This window comes from Bradyrhizobium sp. CSA207 (assembly GCF_029051685.1).
Taxonomy (GTDB): domain Bacteria; phylum Pseudomonadota; class Alphaproteobacteria; order Rhizobiales; family Xanthobacteraceae; genus Bradyrhizobium.
The window spans coordinates 115,723-138,270 of sequence record NZ_JAACFT010000002.1 but is presented as its reverse complement, the minus strand read 5'-3'; the positions used below and the strand labels follow the sequence as shown (position 1 = coordinate 138,270).

25 protein-coding genes and 1 pseudogene are annotated in these 22,548 nt (G+C 64.4%); 9 read left to right on the top strand and 17 right to left on the bottom strand.

From position 1 onward, the window contains the following. Positions 1 to 37: 37 nt before the first annotated feature. Genes GWG65_RS02415 through GWG65_RS02405 form a run of 3 tightly spaced genes read left to right on the top strand, consistent with a single transcriptional unit; the run spans position 38 to position 1,385 of the window. Positions 38 to 268: a F0F1 ATP synthase subunit C gene (locus tag GWG65_RS02415; RefSeq protein ID WP_007599451.1), complete on the top strand. Its 231-nt coding sequence runs from the start codon at positions 38 to 40 to the stop codon at positions 266 to 268. Between the two features lie 59 nt (positions 269 to 327). Continuing rightward, entirely contained in the window at positions 328 to 894 is a 567-nt protein-coding gene (locus GWG65_RS02410) for a F0F1 ATP synthase subunit B' (RefSeq protein WP_275193715.1), read from the top strand. Between the two features lie 5 nt (positions 895 to 899). Next, on the top strand, positions 900 to 1,385 hold the full coding sequence (locus tag GWG65_RS02405) for an ATP F0F1 synthase subunit B (RefSeq protein ID WP_275193714.1): 486 nt from the start codon (positions 900 to 902) through the stop codon (positions 1,383 to 1,385). A gap of 206 nt (positions 1,386 to 1,591) precedes the next feature. Here the strand turns inward: GWG65_RS02405 and GWG65_RS02400 are convergent, their stop codons facing one another. The 5 genes from GWG65_RS02400 to GWG65_RS02380 all read right to left on the bottom strand — a co-directional run bounded on the left by GWG65_RS02400 (position 1,592) and on the right by GWG65_RS02380 (position 6,912). Continuing rightward, the gene (locus GWG65_RS02400; RefSeq protein WP_275193713.1) at positions 1,592 to 2,245 is read right to left on the bottom strand and encodes a hypothetical protein; all 654 of its coding nucleotides are present in this window, start codon (positions 2,243 to 2,245) and stop codon (positions 1,592 to 1,594) included. Positions 2,246 to 2,389: 144 nt separating this feature from the next. Next, positions 2,390 to 2,977: a GNAT family protein gene (locus GWG65_RS02395; protein ID WP_275193712.1), complete on the bottom strand. Its 588-nt coding sequence runs from the start codon at positions 2,975 to 2,977 to the stop codon at positions 2,390 to 2,392. 38 nt (positions 2,978 to 3,015) lie between these two features. Further along, a complete protein-coding gene (locus GWG65_RS02390; RefSeq protein WP_275193711.1) occupies positions 3,016 to 4,305 on the bottom strand; it encodes a pitrilysin family protein in 1,290 nt (429 codons plus the stop codon). Continuing rightward, positions 4,302 to 5,720 (bottom strand): threonine synthase, encoded by a 1,419-nt coding sequence (thrC, locus tag GWG65_RS02385; protein WP_275193710.1) that lies wholly within the window; start codon positions 5,718 to 5,720, stop codon positions 4,302 to 4,304. The genes GWG65_RS02390 and thrC overlap by 4 nt, the downstream gene beginning before the upstream one ends. Before the next feature lie 547 nt (positions 5,721 to 6,267). Further along, positions 6,268 to 6,912, bottom strand: coding sequence for a response regulator transcription factor (locus tag GWG65_RS02380; protein ID WP_275193709.1), 645 nt, complete (start codon positions 6,910 to 6,912; stop codon positions 6,268 to 6,270). An 86-nt stretch (positions 6,913 to 6,998) separates the two neighbouring features. Between GWG65_RS02380 and GWG65_RS02375 the strand changes: the two genes are divergently transcribed. Further along, entirely contained in the window at positions 6,999 to 8,339 is a 1,341-nt protein-coding gene (locus GWG65_RS02375) for a histidine kinase (RefSeq protein WP_275193708.1), read from the top strand. Here the strand turns inward: GWG65_RS02375 and GWG65_RS02370 are convergent. The 9 genes from GWG65_RS02370 to coxB form a co-directional block, all read right to left on the bottom strand. Beyond that, the gene (locus tag GWG65_RS02370; protein WP_275193707.1) at positions 8,336 to 8,701 is read right to left on the bottom strand and encodes a nuclear transport factor 2 family protein; all 366 of its coding nucleotides are present in this window, start codon (positions 8,699 to 8,701) and stop codon (positions 8,336 to 8,338) included. The two genes, GWG65_RS02375 and GWG65_RS02370, sit on opposite strands and share 4 nt — an antisense overlap. 106 nt (positions 8,702 to 8,807) lie before the next feature. Then, the gene (locus tag GWG65_RS02365; protein WP_275193705.1) at positions 8,808 to 9,566 is read right to left on the bottom strand and encodes an SURF1 family protein; all 759 of its coding nucleotides are present in this window, start codon (positions 9,564 to 9,566) and stop codon (positions 8,808 to 8,810) included. Then, a complete protein-coding gene (locus GWG65_RS02360; protein WP_275193704.1) occupies positions 9,563 to 9,964 on the bottom strand; it encodes a DUF983 domain-containing protein in 402 nt (133 codons plus the stop codon). The genes GWG65_RS02365 and GWG65_RS02360 overlap by 4 nt, the downstream gene beginning before the upstream one ends. A 98-nt stretch (positions 9,965 to 10,062) precedes the next feature. Further along, positions 10,063 to 10,959: a cytochrome c oxidase subunit 3 gene (locus GWG65_RS02355; RefSeq protein WP_275193703.1), complete on the bottom strand. Its 897-nt coding sequence runs from the start codon at positions 10,957 to 10,959 to the stop codon at positions 10,063 to 10,065. 76 nt (positions 10,960 to 11,035) lie between these two features. After that, positions 11,036 to 11,680, bottom strand: coding sequence for a cytochrome c oxidase assembly protein (locus tag GWG65_RS02350; RefSeq protein WP_275193701.1), 645 nt, complete (start codon positions 11,678 to 11,680; stop codon positions 11,036 to 11,038). A 5-nt stretch (positions 11,681 to 11,685) separates the two neighbouring features. Then, positions 11,686 to 11,862, bottom strand: a complete 177-nt coding sequence (locus GWG65_RS02345) for a CoxF protein (protein WP_148742238.1) — start codon at positions 11,860 to 11,862, stop codon at positions 11,686 to 11,688. After that, entirely contained in the window at positions 11,859 to 12,803 is a 945-nt protein-coding gene (locus GWG65_RS02340) for a heme o synthase (protein WP_275193699.1), read from the bottom strand. The genes GWG65_RS02345 and GWG65_RS02340 overlap by 4 nt, the downstream gene beginning before the upstream one ends. A 59-nt stretch (positions 12,804 to 12,862) precedes the next feature. Further along, positions 12,863 to 14,488 (bottom strand): cytochrome c oxidase subunit I, encoded by a 1,626-nt coding sequence (ctaD, locus tag GWG65_RS02335; protein ID WP_275193698.1) that lies wholly within the window; start codon positions 14,486 to 14,488, stop codon positions 12,863 to 12,865. A gap of 81 nt (positions 14,489 to 14,569) precedes the next feature. Then, on the bottom strand, positions 14,570 to 15,424 hold the full coding sequence (gene coxB, locus GWG65_RS02330; RefSeq protein ID WP_275193697.1) for a cytochrome c oxidase subunit II: 855 nt from the start codon (positions 15,422 to 15,424) through the stop codon (positions 14,570 to 14,572). A gap of 445 nt (positions 15,425 to 15,869) precedes the next feature. Here coxB and GWG65_RS02325 point away from each other — a divergent pair, with 445 nt between their 5' ends. The 4 genes from GWG65_RS02325 (at position 15,870) to GWG65_RS02310 (ending at position 19,325) form a co-directional block, all read left to right on the top strand. Continuing rightward, positions 15,870 to 16,415 carry an invasion associated locus B family protein gene (locus GWG65_RS02325; protein ID WP_275193696.1) on the top strand — a complete coding sequence of 182 codons (546 nt, stop codon included), beginning with the start codon at positions 15,870 to 15,872 and terminating at the stop codon, positions 16,413 to 16,415. A 114-nt stretch (positions 16,416 to 16,529) separates the two neighbouring features. Further along, positions 16,530 to 17,957 carry a metalloprotease TldD gene (tldD, locus tag GWG65_RS02320; RefSeq protein WP_275193694.1) on the top strand — a complete coding sequence of 476 codons (1,428 nt, stop codon included), beginning with the start codon at positions 16,530 to 16,532 and terminating at the stop codon, positions 17,955 to 17,957. Further along, a complete protein-coding gene (lepB, locus tag GWG65_RS02315) occupies positions 17,954 to 18,730 on the top strand; it encodes a signal peptidase I (RefSeq protein WP_275193692.1) in 777 nt (258 codons plus the stop codon). Before tldD ends, lepB begins: the two co-directional genes overlap by 4 nt. A gap of 22 nt (positions 18,731 to 18,752) precedes the next feature. Further along, a complete protein-coding gene (locus GWG65_RS02310) occupies positions 18,753 to 19,325 on the top strand; it encodes a nucleotidyltransferase family protein (RefSeq protein WP_275193691.1) in 573 nt (190 codons plus the stop codon). A gap of 117 nt (positions 19,326 to 19,442) precedes the next feature. Here the strand turns inward: GWG65_RS02310 and GWG65_RS02305 are convergent, their stop codons facing one another. From GWG65_RS02305 to GWG65_RS02295, 3 genes are all read right to left on the bottom strand, one after another. Beyond that, positions 19,443 to 20,003, bottom strand: a complete 561-nt coding sequence (locus GWG65_RS02305; protein ID WP_275193690.1) for a PAN domain-containing protein — start codon at positions 20,001 to 20,003, stop codon at positions 19,443 to 19,445. A 114-nt stretch (positions 20,004 to 20,117) separates the two neighbouring features. After that, positions 20,118 to 21,488 (bottom strand): glutamate--cysteine ligase, encoded by a 1,371-nt coding sequence (locus GWG65_RS02300; protein WP_275193689.1) that lies wholly within the window; start codon positions 21,486 to 21,488, stop codon positions 20,118 to 20,120. Between the two features lie 99 nt (positions 21,489 to 21,587). Further along, positions 21,588 to 22,085: a MarR family winged helix-turn-helix transcriptional regulator gene (locus GWG65_RS02295; RefSeq protein WP_128968787.1), complete on the bottom strand. Its 498-nt coding sequence runs from the start codon at positions 22,083 to 22,085 to the stop codon at positions 21,588 to 21,590. A gap of 126 nt (positions 22,086 to 22,211) precedes the next feature. On the opposite strand from GWG65_RS02295, the pseudogene GWG65_RS02290 reads away from it, so the two are divergent. Further along, positions 22,212 to 22,548, top strand: a pseudogene (locus tag GWG65_RS02290) (glutathione S-transferase N-terminal domain-containing protein); the annotation flags it as partial.

The following is a 22,548-nucleotide window of genomic DNA, read 5'->3' as shown; positions in this document are numbered from 1 at the left end:
CCACCCACAACCCAATCTTTCTTCCAAGGAGTCAAAAATGGATCCGGCAGCAGCAAAACTTATCGGCGCGGGCATCGCGTGCATCGGCATGGGCGGTGCGGGCGTCGGCGTCGGCGTGATCTTCGGCAACTACCTCGCCGCCGCCGTTCGCAATCCGTCGGCTGCTCAGGGCCAGTTCGGCAACCTGATCTTCGGCTTCGCCGTGACCGAAGCGCTCGGCATCTTCTCGCTGCTGATCGCGCTGCTGCTGCTGTTCGTTCCGCTCTGAGGACGTACTTCGCGCCGCTTCAACCGAAGCGGCGCACATGACAGCAACAGGAGTACTCCATGGCTGAAAGTCATGGCGGCGCAAAGAGTCCGGCGGCGGGCGCTCACACCGAGGCTGACGGTGGTCACCACGGTAGCGGCTTTCCGCCGTTCGAGAGCAGCACCTTTGCCTCGCAACTGGTGTCGCTCGCGATCTTCTTCGTCGCGCTTTACGTGATCGTGTCCAAGCTCGCTCTGCCGCGCATCGGCGGTGCGATCGAGGCGCGTCAGAACAAGATCGAGGGCGACCTCGCCGAGGCGCAGAAGCTGAAGGACATGTCCGACGCGGCGCTGAAGGCCTATGAAAGCGAGCTCGCTTCGGCGCGGGCGCGGGCGCAGGCGATCGGCAACGAGACCCGCGACAAGCTGAACGCACAGGCGGAAGCCGAGCGCAAGGCTTTGGAAGAGCAGCTGGCAGCCAGGCTCGCCGAGGCGGAGAAGACCATCGCCTCGACCCGCACGGCTGCCATGAGCAACGTCCGCGGCATCGCGGCCGATGCGGCGGGCACGATCGTGCAGCAGCTCACGGGCGTCGTTCCGGACGCTGCGTCGGTCAATGCCGCCGTTGACGCGTCCTTGAAGGGTTAGTCGATATGTTCTTCGAACCTGAATTCTGGGTCGCCGTCGCCTTCGTCATCCTGATGGTCGTGTTCGCCTATCTCGGTATCCACAAGACCGTGCTGACGACGCTCGATCATCGCGCCGCCCGCATCAAGGCCGAGCTCGACGACGCAACGCGTCTCAAGCAGGAAGCCGCCAAGGTGCTGGCCGACTACAAGGCCCGCAGCGCCACGGCCGAGCGCGAGGCCGCCGATATCATCGCCAACGCCAAGGCCGACGCCGAGCGCATTGCGGCCGACGCCAAGGTCAAGATGGAAGACTTCGTCGCCCGTCGCACCAAGACCGCGGAGGGCAAGATCGCGCTCGCCGAGGCCCAGGCGCTCGCCGACGTCCGCGCCGCAGCCGCGGAAGCCGCCGTCCAGGCCGCCTCCACGATCCTGTCGCAGTCGGTCAAGGGCCAGGTCGCCGACGACCTGCTCGCCAAGGGCATCACCGAGGTCCGGCAGAAGCTGAACTGAGGCGAGCTTCCTCACCAATCAAGTAGCCGGCGCGATGAGCGCCGGCTTTTTTCTTTGGCAAGATGCTTCCTTATCGTCATGGCCGGGCCTTGTCCCGGCCATCCACGTTCTTCTCGCACGGAGCCAAGGCGTGGATGCCCGGGACAAGCCCGGGCATGACGAGTTTGCGGAACTGCCTGCCGCCCAAACGCGCATCGGGCCATGCGCTACTTCTTCTTCCCCCGCGCCTTCGGTTCGGGCGACAGCGCCTGCGGATCGAAGCCAACGTAGAAGATGTAGGAATCGGCGACCGCCGCCGAGGGCATCGGGTAGGAGAGATCCTCGGCGACGAAGGTGAAGGGCACGCTGCCGGCCTCCGACATCTCGACCTTAGTCCGGTAGGCCTTCGAGGCGATCACCTTTTCCCCGATGCCGCCCTGGACCACAGCGACGCGCAGGGGGACATCGACCGAGGTCGGCGCGCCCGCGGGACCTGCAATGACGCGGCCCTGGATGCCGACGCGCACGGTGATGTCGCCGCCGTTGCGGGCGCATTCGCGCGCCATCTTGGTGATGGAGGCCTGGAAACGAACGTCATTGCCGACCGCCTGTTTGCCGTTGGCACCGACCGCATAGGTCGACGCTCCGGCGCGCACCGTGACCTGGGGACAATCGATGTCGTCGTCGGCCGGCGGCTGGCCCGGCGCAGGCGCCGGCTTCGACTGGGCCGGCTCGTCGGACGTGCCGCCGAACAGGCCCTTGAAGCGGTCGGTCAGCGACTGGGCCGCGCCCGGCGAGATCGTCGCGCACGAGACCGACAGCGCCAGCGCGATCACCGAACCTCGCCGTAGCGCATTCCGCAATGATCGAAGCTCCTTCATGAACGCCTGTACTCCTTGACACGTCCCGGCTGATGCCGGCCGGCCCGCGCCGTTATATCGCCAAAATCGGCGATCCCAAGGCATGAAGTAGAGCGGGAAACCAGAGGGCCGGAATGAGATTGATCTGGCGCATGAAGCCCCGGCTCAGCCGCGGAAATCCTCGTGCAGCAGGCCGAACAGCAGGTGGTCCTGCCAAATCCCGTTGATGCAGAGATAGCGGCGCGCCAGCCCCTCGCGGGAGAAGCCGCACTTCTCCAGCACCCGGATCGACGGCGCATTGGTGGGAATGCAGGCGGCCTCGACCCGGTGCAGATTGAGCTCGCCGAACAGCGTCGGCAGCAGCACCCGCAGCGAGGCCGTCATGTAGCCGCGATGGGCATAGGGCTGCCCGACCCAGTAACCGATGGTGCCGGCCTGCACGATGCCGCGCCGGACATTGGCTAGCGTGATGCCACCGATCATGGCGCCGTCGAGCTCCCGGAAGACCAGAAAGGGATAGGAGCGGTCCGCGGCGATGTCCTCCGAATAGCGGCGCAGGCGGCGGCGGAAGCCGGACCGGGTAAGGTCGTCCGACGGCCAGATCGGCTCCCAGGGCGTGAGGTAGTCGCGGCTGGTCTCGCGCAGATGGGCCCATTGCAGGAAATCCGACATCTGCGGCGCGCGCAGCAACAGCCCGTTGCCGCGCGGCGCGAGGGCGGCGGGTCCACTGGATGGCAGGCGAAAGAGGGCCATGGTGATGCTTCCCGAAGCGGGCGGCCCGTACGCGGCTCCTAATGCAGCCGCGCCTTGGCGCGCGCCCGAGTCAATCCTTCCGCAAAAGACACCGCCGTGTCCAGACCTCTTCCGCTGCCCAATGCAACAACGGCGGGGCGGCTGCGCGAAAGCAGTGCACGCGCCGCATCGCGGGTCGATTCGACGCTGACGGCGTCGATCCGGGCCACCAGCTCCTCCACCGTCTGCGGCCGCCCATAGGCCAGCACGTGCCTGGCGAGCTGCTCGGCGCGCGAAGAACAGCTCTCCAGAGCCATCAGCAGGCCGGCCTTCATCTGCGCCTTGGCGCGCGCGATCTCGGCCTCGGTCAGCGTCTCGACCGAATCATTCATGATGTCGATGACGACCTCCATCATCTCGGGGGCGTCGGCGGGATCGGTGCCGGTGTAGAGGCCGAAGAAGCCGGTATCGGTATAGGGCGCGTGGAAGGTGTAGATCGAATAACAGAGGCCGCGCTTCTCCCGGACCTCCTGGAACAGCCGCGACGACATTCCGCCGCCTAGGATGTTGGTGAACACCTGAAGCGAGAACAGCGACAAGTCGGTCTGCGGCACGCCTTCGAGCGCCAGCGTCAAATGCGCCTGCTCGAGCTCGCGATGCACCACCTTGGCACCGCCCTTGCCGAACTGTGCAGCTTGGGGCTTCGGACCCGGGGTCGCCTCAAAGCCCGCAAAGCGCTTCTCGGCCTCGGCAACCACCTGCTGGTGGTCGACGGCGCCTGCGGCCGCCACCACCATGTCAGGTCCGCGATAATGCGTCGACAGATAGCTGCGCAACGAGTCGCGGCTGAAGCCGCGCAAGGTCTTTGCGGTGCCGAGCAGCGAACGTCCCATCGGCTGGTCGGGATAGCAGAGCTCGTTGAGATGCTCGAACACGACGTCGTCGGGCGTGTCCTGCGCAGCACCGATCTCCTGCACGATGACGTTCTTCTCGCGCTCCAGCTCGTCCGGCTCGAAGGCGGGATTGGCGAGGATGTCGGCGAGCACGTCGAGCGCGAGCGGGACGTCGGCCTTCAGCACCCGCGCATAGTAGGACGTCGTCTCGGTCGAGGTGCCGGCGTTGAGATCGCCGCCGACCGCCTCGATCTCTTCCACGATCTCGCGCGAGGAGCGCTTGGTCGTGCCCTTGAACGCCATGTGTTCCAGCAGATGCGAGATGCCGTGCTCGTTCGGCTTCTCGTCGCGGCCGCCGACGCCGGCCCAGACGCCGAGCGCTGCGGTTTCGACGTGAGGCATCTTGTCGGTGACGACGGTCAGGCCGGAGGCAAGCTTGGAGATCTCGACGCTCATCCGGCAACTCCCTGTTTTGCGGCGCGGCTGACGGACAGCGCGAACCGCTCGACCTCGGCTTGATCGTTCTTCATCACCTTCATGTGTTCGGATTTGGTCATGAGACCATCGAGCCAGGCCGGCAGTTGCGGCCGCTGGCCGCAGGCCGCCTCCACGGCATCCGGGAATTTGGCCGGATGGGCGGTCGAGAGCACGATGTTGGGCACGGTCGTATCGGTGGTGTCGCGATCGGCGACCGCCAGTGCCACCGCGGTGTGGGGATCGACGAGTTCGCCCGCCTCGCGCCAGGCGACGCGAATCGCAGCCGCGGTCTCGGTCTCGTCGGCGCGCCCGGCGTCGAACTCGTCGCGGATCGCCGCCAGCGTCGCGTCGGGCAGGACGAAGCGCCCGGACTGCTTCAGCGAATCCATCAGACGACGAACGCCGGCCGCATCGCGCCGGCCGGCCTCGAACAGCAGCCGCTCGAAATTGGAGGAAATCTGGATATCCATCGAAGGCGAGGCAGTCGCGTGCACCTCGCGCACTTCGTAGATCCCGGTCTTGAGCGTGCGGGCGAGGATGTCGTTGACGTTGGCAGCGATGCGCAGGGTGCGTACCGGTAGGCCCATCCGCTTGGCGACGTAGCCGGCAAAGATGTCGCCGAAATTGCCGGTCGGAACGATGAAGTCCACAGCGCGCGCCGGTGCACCGGCGGCAACGGCGGAGGTGAAGTAGTAGACCACCTGGGCAACGATGCGCGCCCAGTTGATGGAATTGACGCCGGAGAGCGCCGTCGCGTCGCGGAAGCGATGGTTGTTGAACATCCCTTTCACGAGCGCCTGGCAGTCATCGAACGTGCCTTCGATGGCCAGCGCATGCGCATTGGCTGCGCCCGTCGTCGTCATCATCCGCCGCTGCACCTCGGAGATGCGGCCGTGCGGAAACAATACGATAAGATCGACGTTCTCCAGCCCCGCAAACGCCTCGACCGCGGCACCGCCGGTGTCGCCGGAGGTCGCGACCACGATGGTGGTGCGCTGGCCCCGCTTGGCCAGCACATGGTCCATCAGCCGCGAGATCAGCTGCATCGCCACGTCCTTGAAGGCGAGCGTCGGACCGTGGAACAGCTCCAGCACGAACTGGTGCGGCGACATCTGGCGCAGCGGCACCACAGCCGGATGACGGAAGGTGGCATAGGCCTCATTCGCCATGCGGCCGAGCTCGGCGTCCGTGATCTCCCCGCCGGTGAACGGACGGATGATCTCGACGGCAACCTCCCAATAGGGGCGGCCGAAGAAGCCGGCGATCGTCTCCGCCGAAAGCTGCGGCCAGGTCGCCGGCACGTACAGACCGCCGTCGCGGGCAAGCCCGGTCAGCATCACGTCGCAAAAGCCGAGTTCGGGGGCCTCGCCCCGGGTCGATATATAACGAGTCAAACTGCCCTCCAAAGGCCGGCCGCGCTGCGCTCAAGCCGTAAGCCTTTGATTTCACGATGCTCCTGGTTCGCAGCCGGAGGCTTTGCGGCACCATAGAGTGTTTTGTAGCATCGGGAAACCGCTTCCCCCATCCTGGCTCATCCGACGAAAAAGGGCTGCGGCGATGCCGCAGCCCTTCTCTTGGAAGGTCTGTCATTGATGTGTGCAGACCGGTTTGCCTGGTTCCGGGTCGTTTATCCGTCGAATTGCGCGCGCAACTTTTCGTCGCCCGTCATGGCGACGTCAATGGCCAAACGCCAAGCTTCGCGCAAATATTCCTATTTTTCCCGAAGCGCTACGGCCACAGCCCGATGCCGCTCGCTGGCTCCTGGCGCACATTGCCATGTTTTCCTGATTTATGACGCCGGCCCCGGAACGAACGCCGTCTCGACCCATTGTGTCGGCGGATGGCGTTCGCTGTCGGCTACGTATTGCCCAGCCGAATGGTGGCGCCGGTCCGCCGGCCGAACCGGCGGCATCCTGGAGCAGCCGGTTCGGTCCCGACGGGTCAATTCATCCCGATTTCCACCGCGATCCGGATCAAATCGGAATGGTTCTTGGCGCCGAGCTTCTGCTTGAGCAGGGACGTCGTGTTGGCGACCGTCTTGTAGGAGATGCCGAGCGCCTCGGCGACCTCGACGATCTTGTCGCCGCGTCCGAGCAGGCGGAGAATCTCGAGCTCCCGCGGCGTCATCTGCGAGGCCGGATTGGCCTTGATCGCGGCGCCCGAAAACGTCACGGCCTCTGCAAGCTGCGGCGAGATGAAATTATCACCCGCGACCACCTTGCGCACCGCCTTGAGCAGGATTCTGGGATCGTCACCCTTGGAGACATAGCCCTGCGCCCCCAGCTCGACCGCCCGGACCACGAAGGCCGGGTCGTCGTTCATGCTGAACATGATGATCTTCGCGTCAGGATCGTCCTTGCGGATCCGCCGCATCAGCTCGAAGCCGGAGACGTCGGGCAGGCTGATGTCGATCACGGTGACGTCGGGCCGCTTGCTGACATAGGCGCGATGCCCCGATTTGGCGTCGGTCGCCTCGTCGATGCGGATCGAGTGGTCCGCGGCAAACAGGGTACGGCAACCGGACAGCACCACTGGATGGTCGTCGACGATCAGAACCCTGGTTGCGGGCTTGGCGGTATCTTGCATCGCGCGCTCTCTTGTTTTTGGACTCATAGACCGGCGGGAACAAATGGAAAGAGCAAATTCCGCCGATGCGCGTTAGAATTGACCTAATGTGGCAACGGCTTTCCTTCAGGACGCAACTGTTTCTTCCGCTCGGCGTCAGCTTCGTGGCTGCGCTGATCATGGGCGGCGTGCTGCTCCTGGCCTTTGCAGCGGGCCAACTGGCGGACGAGAACGAACCGGGCCGACGCTCGACGAAGACGCTGGCCGCCGCGCTCAACAACACCCTGCGCACCTCGGGCAATCCGCGGCAGACGCTCGACGCCTTCGTCCATTCCCTGGACACCTCGTCCGATATTCAATTCCGTGCTGCGGAAGCAGGTCCCGCATCCTCCCCGCGGGACGGCCTGCGCAACGTGCATGGCGTCCCGCAATGGTTCATCGACCTTCTTACCATCCCGGACGTGGACGCCGCGTCTTCGGTGATGATCGAGGGCAGGCGTGTGGGCGATATCGTGTTCCTGCCTGATCCGTCGGCCGACCTGTTCGAGAAATGGATCGGCTTCCTCGCGCTGACCGGCCTCGTCGCCGCGCTGATGGGGCTTACCGGAGTCATCGCCTACATCTTCGCCGGCTCGGCACTGCGCGCCTTACAAGATCTCGGCGATGGCCTTACGCGGATTCGGCGCGGCGACTACGCAAAGCCAATCCCGGTCGGGGGACCGCCGGAAATCCGACAAAGCTGCGAGGAGGCCAATGCGCTGGCCGCAACGCTGGCGCAATTGAGCCAGGACAATCGCGACCTGTTGCACCGCCTGGTGTCGCTCCAGGACAACGAGCGGCGCGATCTTGCCCGCGAACTGCACGACGAACTCGGCCCGCTGCTGTTCGGCATCCGCGCCGGCGCGATCGCCTTGATCGAGGCCTCCCCTTTGGCGGGAAATCCCGGTAATTCGGCGCAAGAGGTGCTGCAATCGGTCGAGGCGCTGCAACAGACCAATCGCCGCATCCTCGACCGGCTGCGACCGCTCTACATCGAGGAATTGGGATTGGAGACCAGTGTGCAGACGCTGCTGCAAAACTTCCGCAAGCAGGCGCCGCAGATCGGTCTGACGGCGGCGATTGATCCTGCGCTCAACCGGATCGACGGGCCGCTGGCACAGACGGTCTATCGCCTGATCCAGGAGGGCCTCACCAACGTGCTGCGCCACGCCGGGGCGAGCAATGCCCATGTGCAGGCTGCCATCACCGGTGACGCGCTCGCCGTCGAGATCTCCGACGACGGCCGCGGCTTTCCCGTCGACAATGTGTTCGGCCGCGGGCTGACCGGCATGCATGAGCGCGTGCGCGCGCTCAGCGGATCGCTGTCACTCCTGCGCGCGGACGAACGAACCTATGTGCGTTGCCATCTGCCGGTGGACCCGACGCGAGGCGCGGCTGCAGCCGGCTAGCACGCGCAGCCATCCGGCCGATTCTGCCGCGCCGGCTCGCACAGCGTACTGTGGATCTTGCCTTCCGGGCTGAAGCGAAACGAGGCGTGGATGCGCAGCGAGCCTGCGACGGTATATTCGAGATCGATGCCATGCGGCACGGGATTGATCTCCTCCAGACCGAACCCTGCCGACGAGAAAGTGTTGAGCCGCGGTCCCCAATAGGTCTCGAGCTCACGTCGTCCGCGATAGCGCCGCGTGCCGTTGCAGGTGCATTCGAGCTGGGCGTCGTCCGCATAGAGGTCGAGCAGGATCGCAAGGTCGCCTTTCCGGCAGGCGTCCACCCAGTCGACGACAATTCCCATCTGATCGAAATCGCTCACGCCGCAATCCTGTCTGCCGCGGAAAAAATTGACGCGGCTTAGGACCACACTCGTGAATGTGCGCTGAATAATAAACCCCGGGCGATACCGGGTTCCGCCGGGAAACCTAGGGAAGGTTGAATCGTCGTCCTCTGACCCACACGCCGAACGCGATCAGCACAGCGCCTGCGAGAGTGAACCAGGTGACGGCGTATTGCAGGTGGTCGTCCTTCAGATGCACGTCGAGCGGCCCCGGGCGGGGAATGCCGTTCTCGGGCGTCGGCAGCTCCAGGTCGACGTAGAATGGTGCGACCGCGCCCCAGCCGAGCGCGCCGGCCATCGCCAGATGATCGCGCACGAACCAGAGCCGCTTGTCGCGATTCTCCGCCGGTGTCAGCCACCCCGGCGCCTCGGGGAAGCGAAGATAGCCGGTGAGCGTGACCGGCGCGCCGGTCACGAGCTTCTTGACTGCGCGATCTTCGACGCTGCGATCCTGCATCGTGTTCTCGACGAATCCAACATCGATCACGACCATCTCGCCGGTCGAAAGCCGTGCCGGCAGGAAGGCCCAGGTGCCCGGACCTGATGCGTCCTTACGGACCGCGGAGCCGGAGGAATACACCATCGCATCCGGCATGGGGGCATACGTCGCGGTAAAGCTGACGCGGCGGAATTCGTCGCGCGCGGGATTTAGCGCGGCCCATTGCGCGGGCGGCGGCAACGCGACCGGCGCGTCCGCAAGACGCTCGGTGAGCGCGGCGATCAATTCATGCTTTGCGGTGCGGCGGTCCAATTGCCAGACGCCGAGTGCGATGAAGGCGGCAGTCAGGAGCAGCGTGAACAGCCCAAAGCCGGTCACGCGAGGCTTGCGCGCAGGCTCGTTCATTTGGCGCGGTCGACCAGTCGGCCCGGCGCCGCCTTGTGGTGGAATTGCAACGCAATCAACAGTGACTTCATGGCGCGCAGCGGCAGCAGCGTGGTGGCGAGGATCAGCGGCAGCCACAGTACCGCATGCAGCCAGTACGGCGGCTGATACTTGACTTCGACGACGAGCGCGCAGCCGACCACGATTGCGCCGGCCAGCATGATGATGAAGATCGCAGGGCCGTCGCCGGAATCAATGAAGGCGTAGTCGAGGCTGCAGTGCTCGCAGGCCGGGGCGAGCGTCAGGAAGCCCGCATAGAGCTTGCCCTGGCCACAACGCGGACATTTGCAGGCAAGCCCGCGCAGTGCGCTCTTCAGGAGAGTAACTTCGGTCTCGGATGTGCTGGCGGTTTCATTCATGATGACGGAGTCTAGCACAGTTTCTGCCGAACCTCTGGCACGTAGAAAGCGAAAGGGCGGCCCTGCGACCGCCCTCTCTCGATCCGATATATGGCCGCTCAGTGTGCGCCGTGCGCCATGGTCTCGGCGCCGTGTCCCCAGACATAGATGCACAGGAACAGGAACAGCCACACCACGTCGACGAAGTGCCAATACCAGGCGGCAAACTCGAAGCCGAGATGCTGTGTCGGCGTAAAATGGCCGGCATAAGCACGCGCCAGGCACACGATCAGGAAGATGGTGCCGACCAGCACATGGAAGCCATGGAAACCGGTCGCCATGAAGAAGGTCGCGCCGTAGACGTTGCCCGCGAACGAGAACGCTGCATGGCTGTACTCATAGGCCTGCACGCAGGTGAAAGTCGCGCCCAGGATGACGGTCAGGATCAGTCCGTATTTCAGGCCCTTGCGGTCGCCCTCGAGCAGTGCATGGTGCGCCCAAGTCACCGTGGTGCCGGAGGTGAGCAGGATCAGCGTGTTGAGGAGCGGCAGGTGCCAGGGATCGAAGGTCTCGATGCCATGCGGCGGCCAGGTGCCCGGCACCGAGCAGGCGCCTGCCTGGGTGCCGAGACCGCAGCCGAACACCGCATCGCGAGTGGCGTGGACGGCGTCGGCCGGGAATAGCGCCGCATTGAAATAGGCCCAGAACCAGGCCACGAAGAACATCACCTCGGAGGCGATGAACAGAATCATGCCGTAGCGGTGATGCAGCTGGACGACGCGGGTGTGGTCGCCCTTGTACTGGGCTTCCTTGATCACGTCGCCCCACCAGCTCGCCATGGTGTAGATCACGCCGACGGTGCCGACGCCGAAGATGATCGGCGCAGCCGAGAACATGTGGTGCATCCAGGTGATCGCGCCAACCGCCATGATGAAGGCCGAGACGGAGCCGACCGCCGGCCACGGGGAGGGATCGACCAGATGGTAATCGTGATGCTTGGTGTGCGCCGTAGCCATAGCGGTCTCTCTCCTCAATCCCGTGCCCGTCCGGCACTTATCCCCTTGTTCCAACCCCCGAACGTGATTCCGGCGATCAGAGATTTCCCTTGCGTTTGTCCTCGTCGCCCGATGCAAGCGGCTTCACCACAGCATTGCGCACCGGATAGAAGGTGTAGGACAGCGTGATCGTGCCCAGAGCGTCGTTCTGGTTATCGTCGACGATCGACGGATCGACAAAGAACACCACCGGCATCTCGCGCTTCTCGCCGGGCGCCATGGTCTGCTCGGTGAAGCAGAAGCAGTTGATCTTCTGGAAATAGGATCCGACCGTCAGCGGCGCGACATTGTAGGCGGCCTGCCCTGCGGTGGTGCGCGCGGCCTGGTTGGTCACGGTGTAATAAACGGTGGTGACCTGGCCGATATGAACCTCGATCTCGCTCTGCTCCGGCTCGAACTTCCAGGGCAGGCCGGGCGCGACGTTGGAATCGAAGCGGACCGCGATTTTTCGCGCGATGGGACCGGTGGCGGGCGCGGAAGTCGCGACCTGAGTGGTGCCGTTGAAGCCGGTGGAACGACAGAACCAGTTGTAGAACGGCACCGCCGCATAGGAGGCACCGACCATCAGCGCAACCACGCCACCGCAGATCGAGGCGACCAGCGCGTCGCGGCCAAGGCCACTGAAACGACCCTTGGCGGCCGTCCGGCTCTGATCCGGCGATATCGTCGGCTTCTGATCCATCTTCCCTACATCGGCCTAACTAGCACCGCCGGTCCCTTGACCATGGTGACGGCGAAAAACAGCAAGACGAGCACGCCGAGCGCGAGTGCGATCGCAACCGAGCGCTGACGACGGCTCTTCTTCTGCGCCTCCGTGAGGACGATTCCATCTGGCTCAGGTTTGTCGGCCATCCCCGCTATCATGCGCCCCCTACCATCGGCGCAAGCGCCCGGAACACGACCTCGGCCAGCAGGGTCGCAAACAGCGCAAACAGGTAAAAGATGGAGAAGGCAAACAGCTTCCGGGTCGCGCGCAGCGATTGGCTGCGCTCGCGGCGGATATAGACGTTGATAGCGAACACCAGCATGCCCGCGCCGAGCACGAGCGAGGTAACGCCGTAGATGGCGTCGAAATAGCCGAGCGCCCAGGGTGCTGCGGCTACCGCGATCAGCACGATGGTGTAGAGCAGGATCTGGAGGCGCGTCGCGTCGGGACCGGCGACGTTAGGCAACATCGGAATGCCGGCGCGGGCGTAGTCGTCGGAGCGGAACAGCGCCAGCGCCCAGAAGTGCGGCGGCGTCCAGAAGAAGATGATGGCGAACAGCAGCAGCGGCTCGACGTCGACGGTTCCGGTCACCGACGCCCAGGCCACCACGGGCGGCAGCGCGCCGGCGGCGCCGCCGATCACGATGTTCTGTGCGGTCCGGCGCTTCAGTCCCATCGTATAGATGACGACGTAGAAGAAGATGGTGAAGGCGAGCAGCGCGCCCGCGATCCAGTTGACGAGAATGCCGAGCGTCATCACCGAGAAGAACGCGAGCGTCATGCCGAACGTCATCGCCTCGGGCCGGGTGACGCGGCCGCGCGGGATCGGCCGGTTCGCCGTGCGCGACATCATGGCGTCGATATCGCCTTCGAGCGCCATGTTGAGCGCACCGGAGGCGCCGGCACCGACGGCAATGCAAAGCAGCGAAGTGATGGCGAGCACGGGATGGAAGTGCCCCGGCGCCATCGCCATCCCGACCAGCGCGGTGAAGATCACGAGCGACATCACCCGCGGCTTGAGCAGCGCGATGTAGTCGCCGACCTCCGCCTCGGAGATCCTCGGATTGATGTCGATGGCGTTGTGATCGAGGACGGACACCTAAACCTACTCTTCGCTATAGAGTCGCGGCGCCCGAAATGGACGCCGCGAAAGTCTGCTTACTGTACGCGGGGCAGCACTTCGAACTGATGGAAGGGCGGCGGCGAGGACAGCGTCCACTCCAGCGTGGTCGCGCCGGCACCCCAGGGATTGTTACCCGCCGGGACCCTGCGCATGAAGGCGTCGAACACGCAGTAGAGGAAGATCAGCACGCCGAAGCCGGAGATGTAGGAGCCGAGTGAGGACACCAGGTTCCACCCCGCGAACGCGTCGGGATAGTCGACATAGCGGCGCGGCATGCCCGACAGACCGAGGAAGTGCTGCGGGAAGAACACCAGGTTGACGCCGACGAAGGTGCACCAGAAATGCGCCTTCGCGAGCGTCTCGTTGTACATATAGCCCGACATCTTCGGAAACCAGTAGTACCAGCCGGCGAAGATCGCGAACACGGCACCGAGCGACAGCACGTAGTGGAAGTGCGCGACGACGTAGTAGGTGTCCTGAAGCACGCGGTCGACACCGGCATTCGCCAGCACGACGCCGGTGACGCCGCCGACCGTGAACAGGAAGATGAAGCCCACCGCCCAGATCATCGGGGCGCGGAATTCGATCGAGCCGCCCCACATGGTGGCGATCCAGGAGAAGATCTTCACGCCGGTCGGAACTGCGATGACCATGGTGGCGGCGACGAAATAGGCCTGCGTCGCCGAGGACATGCCGACCGTGTACATGTGGTGCGCCCACACCACGAAGCCGATGCCGCCGATGGCGACCATGGCGTAGGCCATGCCGAGATAGCCGAACACGGGCTTGCGCGAGAAGGTCGACACGATCTGGCTGACCATGCCGAAGCCCGGCAGGATCAGGATGTACACTTCGGGGTGACCGAAGAACCAGAACAGGTGCTGGAACAGCACGGGATCGCCGCCGCCGTCGGCCGCAAAGAAGGTGGTGCCGAAATTGCGATCGGTGAGCAGCATGGTGATCGCACCGGCAAGGACCGGCAGCGAGAGCAGCAGCAGGAACACCGTCACCAGGATCGACCACACGAACAGCGGCATCTTGTGCAGGGTCATGCCCGGCGCGCGCATGTTGAAGATCGTGGTGATGAAGTTGATGGCGCCGAGGATCGACGAGGCACCCGCCAGATGGAGCGACAGGATCGCGAAATCGACGGCCGGGCCCGGATGGCCGGAGCTCGACAGCGGCGCATACATGGTCCAGCCGGCGCCGACGCCGTTGGCGCCCGGCTCACCCTCGACGAAAGTCGACAGCAAGAGCAGCGCGAAGGAGGCCGGCAGCAGCCAGAACGAGATGTTGTTCATGCGCGGGAACGCCATGTCCGGCGCGCCGATCATCAGCGGCACGAACCAGTTGCCGAAGCCGCCGATCATTGCGGGCATGACCATGAAGAAGATCATGATCAGGCCGTGGCTGGTGACGAACACGTTGTAGGTGTGCGTCTCGTGGAAGATCTGCACGCCCGGATACATCAACTCGGCACGAATCGCGATCGACATCGCGGCACCGATGACGCCGGCGATGACCGCGAAGATCAGGTACATCGTGCCGATGTCCTTGTGGTTGGTCGAATAGACGTAGCGCCGCCATCCGGTCGGATGGGCGTGCTCGTCATGTCCGTGGTCTTGCGCGTGATCGCCGTGTGCCGCTGCGCTCGTTGCCATTTTCAAATCCTGCCTTGCGTCCCATTCGGACCTTTTGGAGGTCCCGCCCTTTATGTCGCTTTCAGTCCCCTTGCCCGGCACTCACTGCGTCGGGCCGGCCGTGGAGGCATAAGTGTTGGTGCCGCCGCTCGCATATTTCTTCTTCGCCGTTTCAACCCAGGAGGCGAACTCCTGGTCGCTCACCACGCGGATGGCGATCGGCATGAAGGCGTGGTCCTTGCCGCACAATTCCGAGCACTGGCCGTAAAACATGCCGGTCTTGGTGGCCTTGAACCAGGTCTCGTTCAGCCGGCCCGGAATGGCGTCGATCTTGACGCCGAAGGCTGGCAGCGCGAAGGCGTGGATGACGTCGGCGCCGGTGGTCTGGACGCGAATCACCTTGTTGACCGGAACCACCATCTCGTTGTCGACGCCGAGCAGCCGTGGCTGTTTGTCCTGGGCCATCAGCGAGTCGAACTCGAACTTGCCATTATCGGGATAGGCATAGGACCAGTACCACTGCTTACCGGTGGCCTTGATGGTCAGATCCGCCTTCGGCACGTCAAGCTCGAGGAACAGGAGGCGGAAGGACGGCACCGCAATGCCGACCAGGATCAGCACCGGAACCAGCGTCCAGGCTACCTCGATCAGCGTGTTGTGGGTTGTCCGCGACGGCACCGGATTGGCCCGCGCGTTGAACTTCACGACCACTACGACGAGCAGCGCCAGGACGAACAGCGTGATCACAGTGATCAGCACGGACAGGAAATTGTGGAACCAGACGATGTTGTCCATCACCGGGGAAGCCGAACCCTGGAGATGCCATTCCCACGGCTCAGGCTGGCCGAGCTCGGCGAAGGCCGTGCCGCCCGTTGCCAGCATCATGCCGGCCGCTACCGCGGCAACGGCGGCCAATCCCAGCAGATGTCGGCCCAACCGACCCATCGACATGCTCATGCCGTTCGCGCTCCCCTTACGAAATCACCCCAGGTGCGCTCCCCCTATTTCCGGGAAACGCTTATTCGACCCGCCCGTCCGACAAACCGCCGCTCAAGAATACCTCTAAGAGGAATTCGGGCCAGATCGCTAGAACGCCGAAATCAAGCTTCTCAAACCATAATTCTTGATCTATCGCAATGCAGTCTTGAACCCCCTCTGCCTGCGATCACCCGCAAGATATTTCCTAGTAACATCAGACAAAAATACCGTTTCCCGGGACGCTGCGGCTTGACAGCACAATTGCCCGCGGTAGGCACTTGCGGACGGCTGCGCAAGAATCTGATTCGTGCCGGCGATGGCGGGCCGAGGCGGCGCGGGATTTGCTTGAGAATCGCCCTCAAGACGCCGTCATTGCCGTATCAGTCGACCAGCGCGAGCGATCCAGGCGAGAAGGGCGACCCCGATGGGGCTTTCGAGATCCATGGCAAGGCAGATTACAAGGCAGATTAGCGGCCTTACAGTGCTGGTAGCCCAGCTGATTGCGGTCGTCCTCCTGGCTGTCCCCGGTCTTGCCCATGCGCAGGGCGCGGTGCGCTCCGTCCATGGCGACTGGCAGATCCGCTGCGACACCCCCCCGGGCGCCCAGACCGAGCAATGTGCCCTGATCCAGAGCGTTGTGGCCGAAGACCGCTCCAATGCCGGCCTTACCGTGATCGTACTGAAAACCGCCGACCAGAAGAGCCGCCTGATGCGGGTGGTCGCCCCCCTCGGCGTGCTTTTGCCCTCCGGCCTCGGGCTGAAGCTCGACAACCAGGACGTCGGCCGCGCCGGCTTCGTCCGCTGCCTGCCCAATGGCTGCGTCGCCGAGGTCGTCATGGACGACAAGCTGCTCGGCCAGCTCCGCGCCGCGAAGACCGCAACCTTCATCATCTTCGAGACACCGGAAGAAGGCATCGGCTTCCCGCTCAGCCTGAACGGACTGGGCGAGGGCTACGACAAGCTGCCGTAGAGCTGGTCGGACCTGCGGCGAACCTATTGTTTCCGTAATGTGAGGCTTCGCGCCCTCGCGGAACCGTTCCAAAACCATTATCTTGCCCCACATCATCCGATAATGGACGGACGCATGACAAATCCTGCCACGACCTCCCTGCTCGAACGTGCCAATCTCGACCGCGACCAGGTTCGCCACGAGGTCGCGCGCGGGCTTGCGGGCGCTGACGACGGCGAATTGTTCCTGGAATACAGCCAGACCGAAGCGCTGATGTTCGACAACGGGCGGCTGAAGCAGGCGACCTACGACACTTCGCAGGGTTTTGGCCTGCGCGCCGTCAAGGACGACGCGGTCGGCTACGCGCATTCCTCCGACGTGTCGGTGCCGGCGCTGATTCGCGCAGCCGACGCGGTCGCCGCCGTGCGTGGCGGCTATTCCGGCAGCTTCGCGGCACCGCCGCCGCACACCAATGTGCGGCTCTATGGCGACGACAATCCGCTGGACGCGCCGGGCTTCGAGACCAAGGTGAAGCTGCTCGCCGAGATCGACGCTTACCTGCGCGACAAGGATCCGCGGGTGCGGCAGGTCAGCGTCAGCCTGGGCGCGACCTGGCAGGTCGTCGAGATCCTGCGGCCCGACGGCGAGAGCTATCGCGACATTCGCCCGCTCGTGCGCGTCAACATCTCCGTCGTCGCCGGGCAAGGCGACCGGCAGGAGAGCGGCAGCAAGGGTTATGGCGGCCGCGCCGGCTATGCCGAATTTATCGAGAGCAAGAACTGGCGTGATGCGGCCGACGGCGCGCTGCGCGAGGCCCTGGTCAATCTGGAATCGATTCCCGCTCCTGCCGGCGAAATGGATGTCGTCCTTGGCGCCGGCTGGCCCGGCGTGATGCTGCATGAAGCGGTCGGTCATGGGCTCGAGGGCGATTTCAACCGCAAGAAGACGTCCGCGTTTGCCGGGCTGATGGGCCAGCAGGTCGCGGCCAAGGGCGTCACCGTGATCGACGACGGCACCATGGCTTCAAGGCGTGGCTCGCTCTCGATCGACGACGAGGGCACGCCGACCAACCGCACCGTGCTGATCGAGGACGGCGTTCTCGTCGGCTACATGCAGGACCGCCAGAACGCGCGGCTGATGAACATGAAGCCGACCGGCAACGGCCGCCGCCAGGGCTACGCCCATGTGCCGATGCCGCGCATGACCAACACCTATATGCTCGCGGGCGACCGCGATCCGGCGGAGATCCTCGCTTCGGTAAAGAACGGCGTCTTTGCCGCAAATTTCGGCGGCGGCCAGGTCGACATCACCTCCGGCAAATACGTGTTCCAGTGCACCGAGGCCTACAAGATCGAGAACGGCAAGTTAGGGGCGCCGCTGAAGGGCGCCATGCTGATCGGCAACGGGCCGACCGACCTGCACCGCATCCGGATGATCGGCAATGACCTCGCGCTCGATACCGGCATCGGCACCTGCGGCAAGAACGGCCAGGGCGTGCCGGTCGGCGTCGGCCAGCCGTCGCTGTTGATGGAGCGCATTACGGTGGGTGGAACGGGCGCATGAGTGTCGAGAAGGCGACCGTCCCCATCAAGCGGAAGAGCAGCGGTTGGGGCGGCCAGCTGGTGCAGCTCGCCGGCATCGTCGCCGCCGTGTTCATCGCCAAGGGCGCATTGGCCGAGCCGTTCTACGTGCCGTCAGGCTCGATGGAGCCGACGCTGTTGATAGGCGACGCCTTGATCGCCTCGAAATTTCCCTACGGCTACGGTACCTCGTCGCTGCCGATCCAGATCAACCTTCCCGAGAGCGGCCGCGTCTTTGCGGAGACGCCGAAGCAGGGCGATGTCGTGGTGTTCCGATGGCCCGGCGATCGCTCGCAGGCCTGGGTCAAGCGCGTCGTGGGACTGCCCGGCGACCGTATCCAGATGCGGCAAGGCCAGCTCTTCATCAACGACCGTCCCGCCGAGCTGAAGCCGGATGGCGTCGGCGCAGCCGAGGACGATAATGGCAGCAACGAGCCCGCCTATCGCTATGTCGAGACGCTACCGAACGGCGTCTCGCATCTGATCTTCAAGATGCGCGACAACGGTCCGCTCGACAACACGCAGGAAGTCACGGTGCCCGCCGGACATCTGTTCGTGCTCGGCGACAACAGAGACAATTCCGCCGATAGCCGCGTGCCGCTGCGCTCCGGCGGCGTCGGCCTCTTGCCGATCGACAATCTGGTGGGGCGCGCGGATGCCGTGCTCGGCTCCTGGGATCTCGGCATGCGCAGCCAGCCGGTATGGACCTGGCTGTCCGGTTTCAGACTCGCGCGTTTCTTTACCGCTGTGCACTGAGCGGCAGTGTCCCCGCCTCGCGATGAACCGCGACGAATTCCTGGCGCTGGCGCTGAAGAATCCGATCAACGTCGCGATCATTGACGAGCTGGCGTTGCTGGCGCTGCCGGACTCGTGGCTGGTCTCGGGATGTCTGGTGCAGACGGTGTGGAACGTGCTCACGGGCCACGCGATCGATTACGGCATTGCCGATTACGACGCGTTCTATTTCGGCCCTGATACGTCATGGGAAGCGGAGGATGCCGTCATCCGCAATGTCAACGCGCGGCTCGGACATCTCGACGTCAAGGTCGAGATCCGCAACCAGGCGCGCGTGCACCTGTGGTATCCCGACAAGCACGGCCTGCCCTATCCGCCCCTGACACGCGCGACCGACGGCATCGACCGCTTCCTTACGCAGAACACGCAGGTCGGCATCAGGCGCGCAGGCTACGACTACGACTACGACGTCTATGCGCCGCATGGGTTTGACGACATCGCAGGCCTCGTCGCGCGCCCCAATCCAGGCCCGAATTTCTCCGCAACGAACTACGCAGCGAAGACCCAGCGATGGAAGGCGCTGTGGCCCGAGATCACGGTGATTGCGACAGGGTGAAATGCCCGATGCATCCTCCTCGTCATTGCGAGCGCAGCGAAGCAATCCAGACTATCTCCGCGGAAAGATTCTGGATTGCTTCGCTGCGCTCGCAATGACGACGGAAACGGCGAAGCGCTATCTCACCACGCCCGATGTGAACCCTGCTTTCCGGCGCGGTGGCTTGATTTCCTTTTTCAGGAAGCAGCGCGCCTCGCGCCCGGTATAGCCGGGCCGGGCGTAGGTGAAGGCGCGGCACTTGTTGTCGGCCGTGCAGGCGGCTTTGCAGGCCTCCTCGCCTTCGCTGGACTTGAGCTCGAAATTGCGCAAATCACCGCCGGGGCGGTCGATCGATGTCTCCACGCCCTCGACGCGCGGCTCGATCACGCCGGCGCCGCGCACGCCCGAAATGCAGCAGCTTTCCGGCACCCGCGGCGGTACCGTGCTCTTGAGCCAGCACACTGCCGAGCCGCCTTCTACGTCGGGGTAGCTGAAGCTCCAGGAACGGCAACGGCGATCGCGCTCGCACAGCAGCGCGCAATCCTCGGGATCGCCCGACGTGACCGGCGTGTTGAAATAGTCGCCGCCTGGCCGGTCGAACGCCGTCTGGGTACGCGCAGGCCCGCTCGCGAGCGCGAGCAGCGCAACGCCGGCCACAACGCTTGCCATGACGGCCCCAGGCAGGCGGCCCTTCCCCATCGGAACAGCTTTCGAGTTATTGACGACGCTCAGTTTTTTTTCAGCCGATCATTTGATCGCCGCAAACCTGTATGGGCGATGAACGGCCGAAGTCCTGCGGGTCGGTCGATCGAACTAGAAAGCGTATTCCGCGTAGGCCGGTTCCACCAAGCCGTTCCAGGGACCGTTGAACTTGTCCAGCATCTCTTCCGCCGGCGTCCGGCCGGCATCGATGATGCGATCGAGCGGCTCCAGATGCCGGGTTTCGTCGCGGCCGAGCTGGTCGATCCGGCCACGCCGACGCAAACCGGCATGTGCCAGAACGAGGCATTCCTTGGCGATCTCGAAGAGATAGCGGTCCCTGATCCGCGCCTTGAAGCCGAAGCGCGGCACGTCGTCGCGCAGCGCCTGCCGCTCGTGCGCCGTCCAGTGCTTCACCATGTCCCACGCGGCATCGAGCGCGGCATCGTCGTAGAGCAGCCCGACCCAGAATGCCGGCAGCGCGGGCAAGCGTCCCCACGGGCCGCCATCGGAGCCGCGCATCTCGAGATAGCGCTTCAGCCGCACCTCGGGGAAGATGGTCGAGAGATGGTTGGCCCAGTCCGACAGCGTCGGACGCTCGCCGGGAAGGTTGTTGTTGCGGCCATCGAAGAAGGCGCGGAACGAGGAGCCCGACACGTCGATATACTCCTCACCGCGCTTGACGAAATACATGGGTACGTCGAGCGCGTAATCGACATAGCGCTCGAATCCCATGCCGTCCTCGAACGCCCAGGGCAGCATGCCGGAGCGCGCATTGTCGGTGTCGCGCCAGATCTCAGAGCGGAAGGAGAGGAAGCCGTTCGGCTTGCCCTCGGTGAACGGCGAATTGGCGAACAGGGCGGTGGCGATCGGCTGGAGCGCGACCGAGACGCGCAGCTTCTTGACCATGTCGGCTTCGGACGAGAAGTCGAGATTGGTCTGCACCGTGCAGGTCCGGTACATCATGTCGAGGCCGTATTGGCCGACCTTCGGCATGTAGTTGGTCATGATCTTGTAGCGGCCCTTGGGCATCACCGGGATGTCGGCGCGCGACCAGGACGGCGTCATGCCGAGACCGAGGAAACCGATGCCGAGCGGCGTTGCGATCTCGCGCACCTGCGCCAGATGCGCCATCAGCTCACTCTGGGTCTGGTGCACGGTCTCGACCGGCGCGCCGGAGAGCTCGAACTGTCCGCCGGGCTCGAGCGAGATCGCGCCGCCGCCGGTGACGTCGTAGAGGCCGATGATGTTGCCCTTCTCCATGATCGGCTCCCAGCCGAGCAGGAGCTTCATGCCTTCGAGCAGCGCGCCGATGCCGCGTGCACCCTCGTAAGGCACCGGACGGTGGCCTTCGAGCGTGAACGGGGTCTTCTCGTGCTCGGTGCCGATGCGGAATTCGGACCGGTCCTTGCAGCCGGCCTCGAACCACGCGACGAGTTCGTCGCGCGATTGCAGCGGTGTCATATCGATCTGGTCTCGCGCCATATCAAACTCTAATCAATAGCGCTTCGACCGAATGCGCGCGGGTGACAGGGATGGTCCGCGAACCGATCGGTTGCGCGGACGTGCTGGTTTGCCGCGCGATCATCGCGACGGCGAGCTTTCGTTGACGTTGACGACGGGCGGCAGCTTCATCTCGCCGCACGAGCAGCCCAGGCGGTCGAGCAGACCGCTGAGCTTGACGGCATCGGCATCGGACAATTTCGAGCCGACATATTTCTCGATCGCGGCCGAATAGGCGCCCCACATCCGCTTCTGCAATTCGCGGCCGGCTTCCGTGATCTCCACGAACTGGCCGCGCTTGTCGATCTTGCATTCGCGCCGGGAAGCCAATCCCTCATCGACCAGGCGGTCGATCAGCCGCGAAGTGGAATATTGCGGGATCAGCATCTGCCGTTCGAGCTCGACCGGCCGCAGCTCGCCCGAGGGCGCCCGCGACAGCTCGAGCAGCGCGTCGTACCATGCCAGCGGGGGAAAGCCGGCCTTCTTCAGGTCCTGCTCGACGCAATCGAGCACACGGCTTTGCACCCGCATCAGGCGGATCCAGGCGGAGGTGGCCTCGGTCGATGGTTTGCGTTTCATGGTTCCGCTCAAACTCGTCGCCCGTCTCTTACCCCATTCGATGCACCTGCATCAATCTTGACTATTTCAAGCAGATGCATGTAGTCGTTCTTTCGCCCGAACCAAGCGTCAAGAGGAGGAAATTCCATGAAGCTCTATTACGCCCGGCGCCTGCTCCCTGTCCCCCCACATCGCACTCTTGGAAGCCGGGCTGCCCTATGAGCTGGTCAAGGTCGATATCCGGGCCAAGAAGCTTGAAAATGGTGAGGATTACCTGCAGCTGAACCCCAAGGGCCAAGTCCCTGCGCTGGGCCTCGATAGCGGCGAGATCGTGACCGAAGGGCCGGTCATTGTCCAGATGATCGCGGACCAGGCCCCGGCCACGGCGCTGACCCCTCCCCGCGACAGTTCCGAGCGCTACAAGTTGCTGGAGTGGCTGAACTTCCTAACCTCGGAGGTGCACAAGAGCGTTGGTCGGCTATTC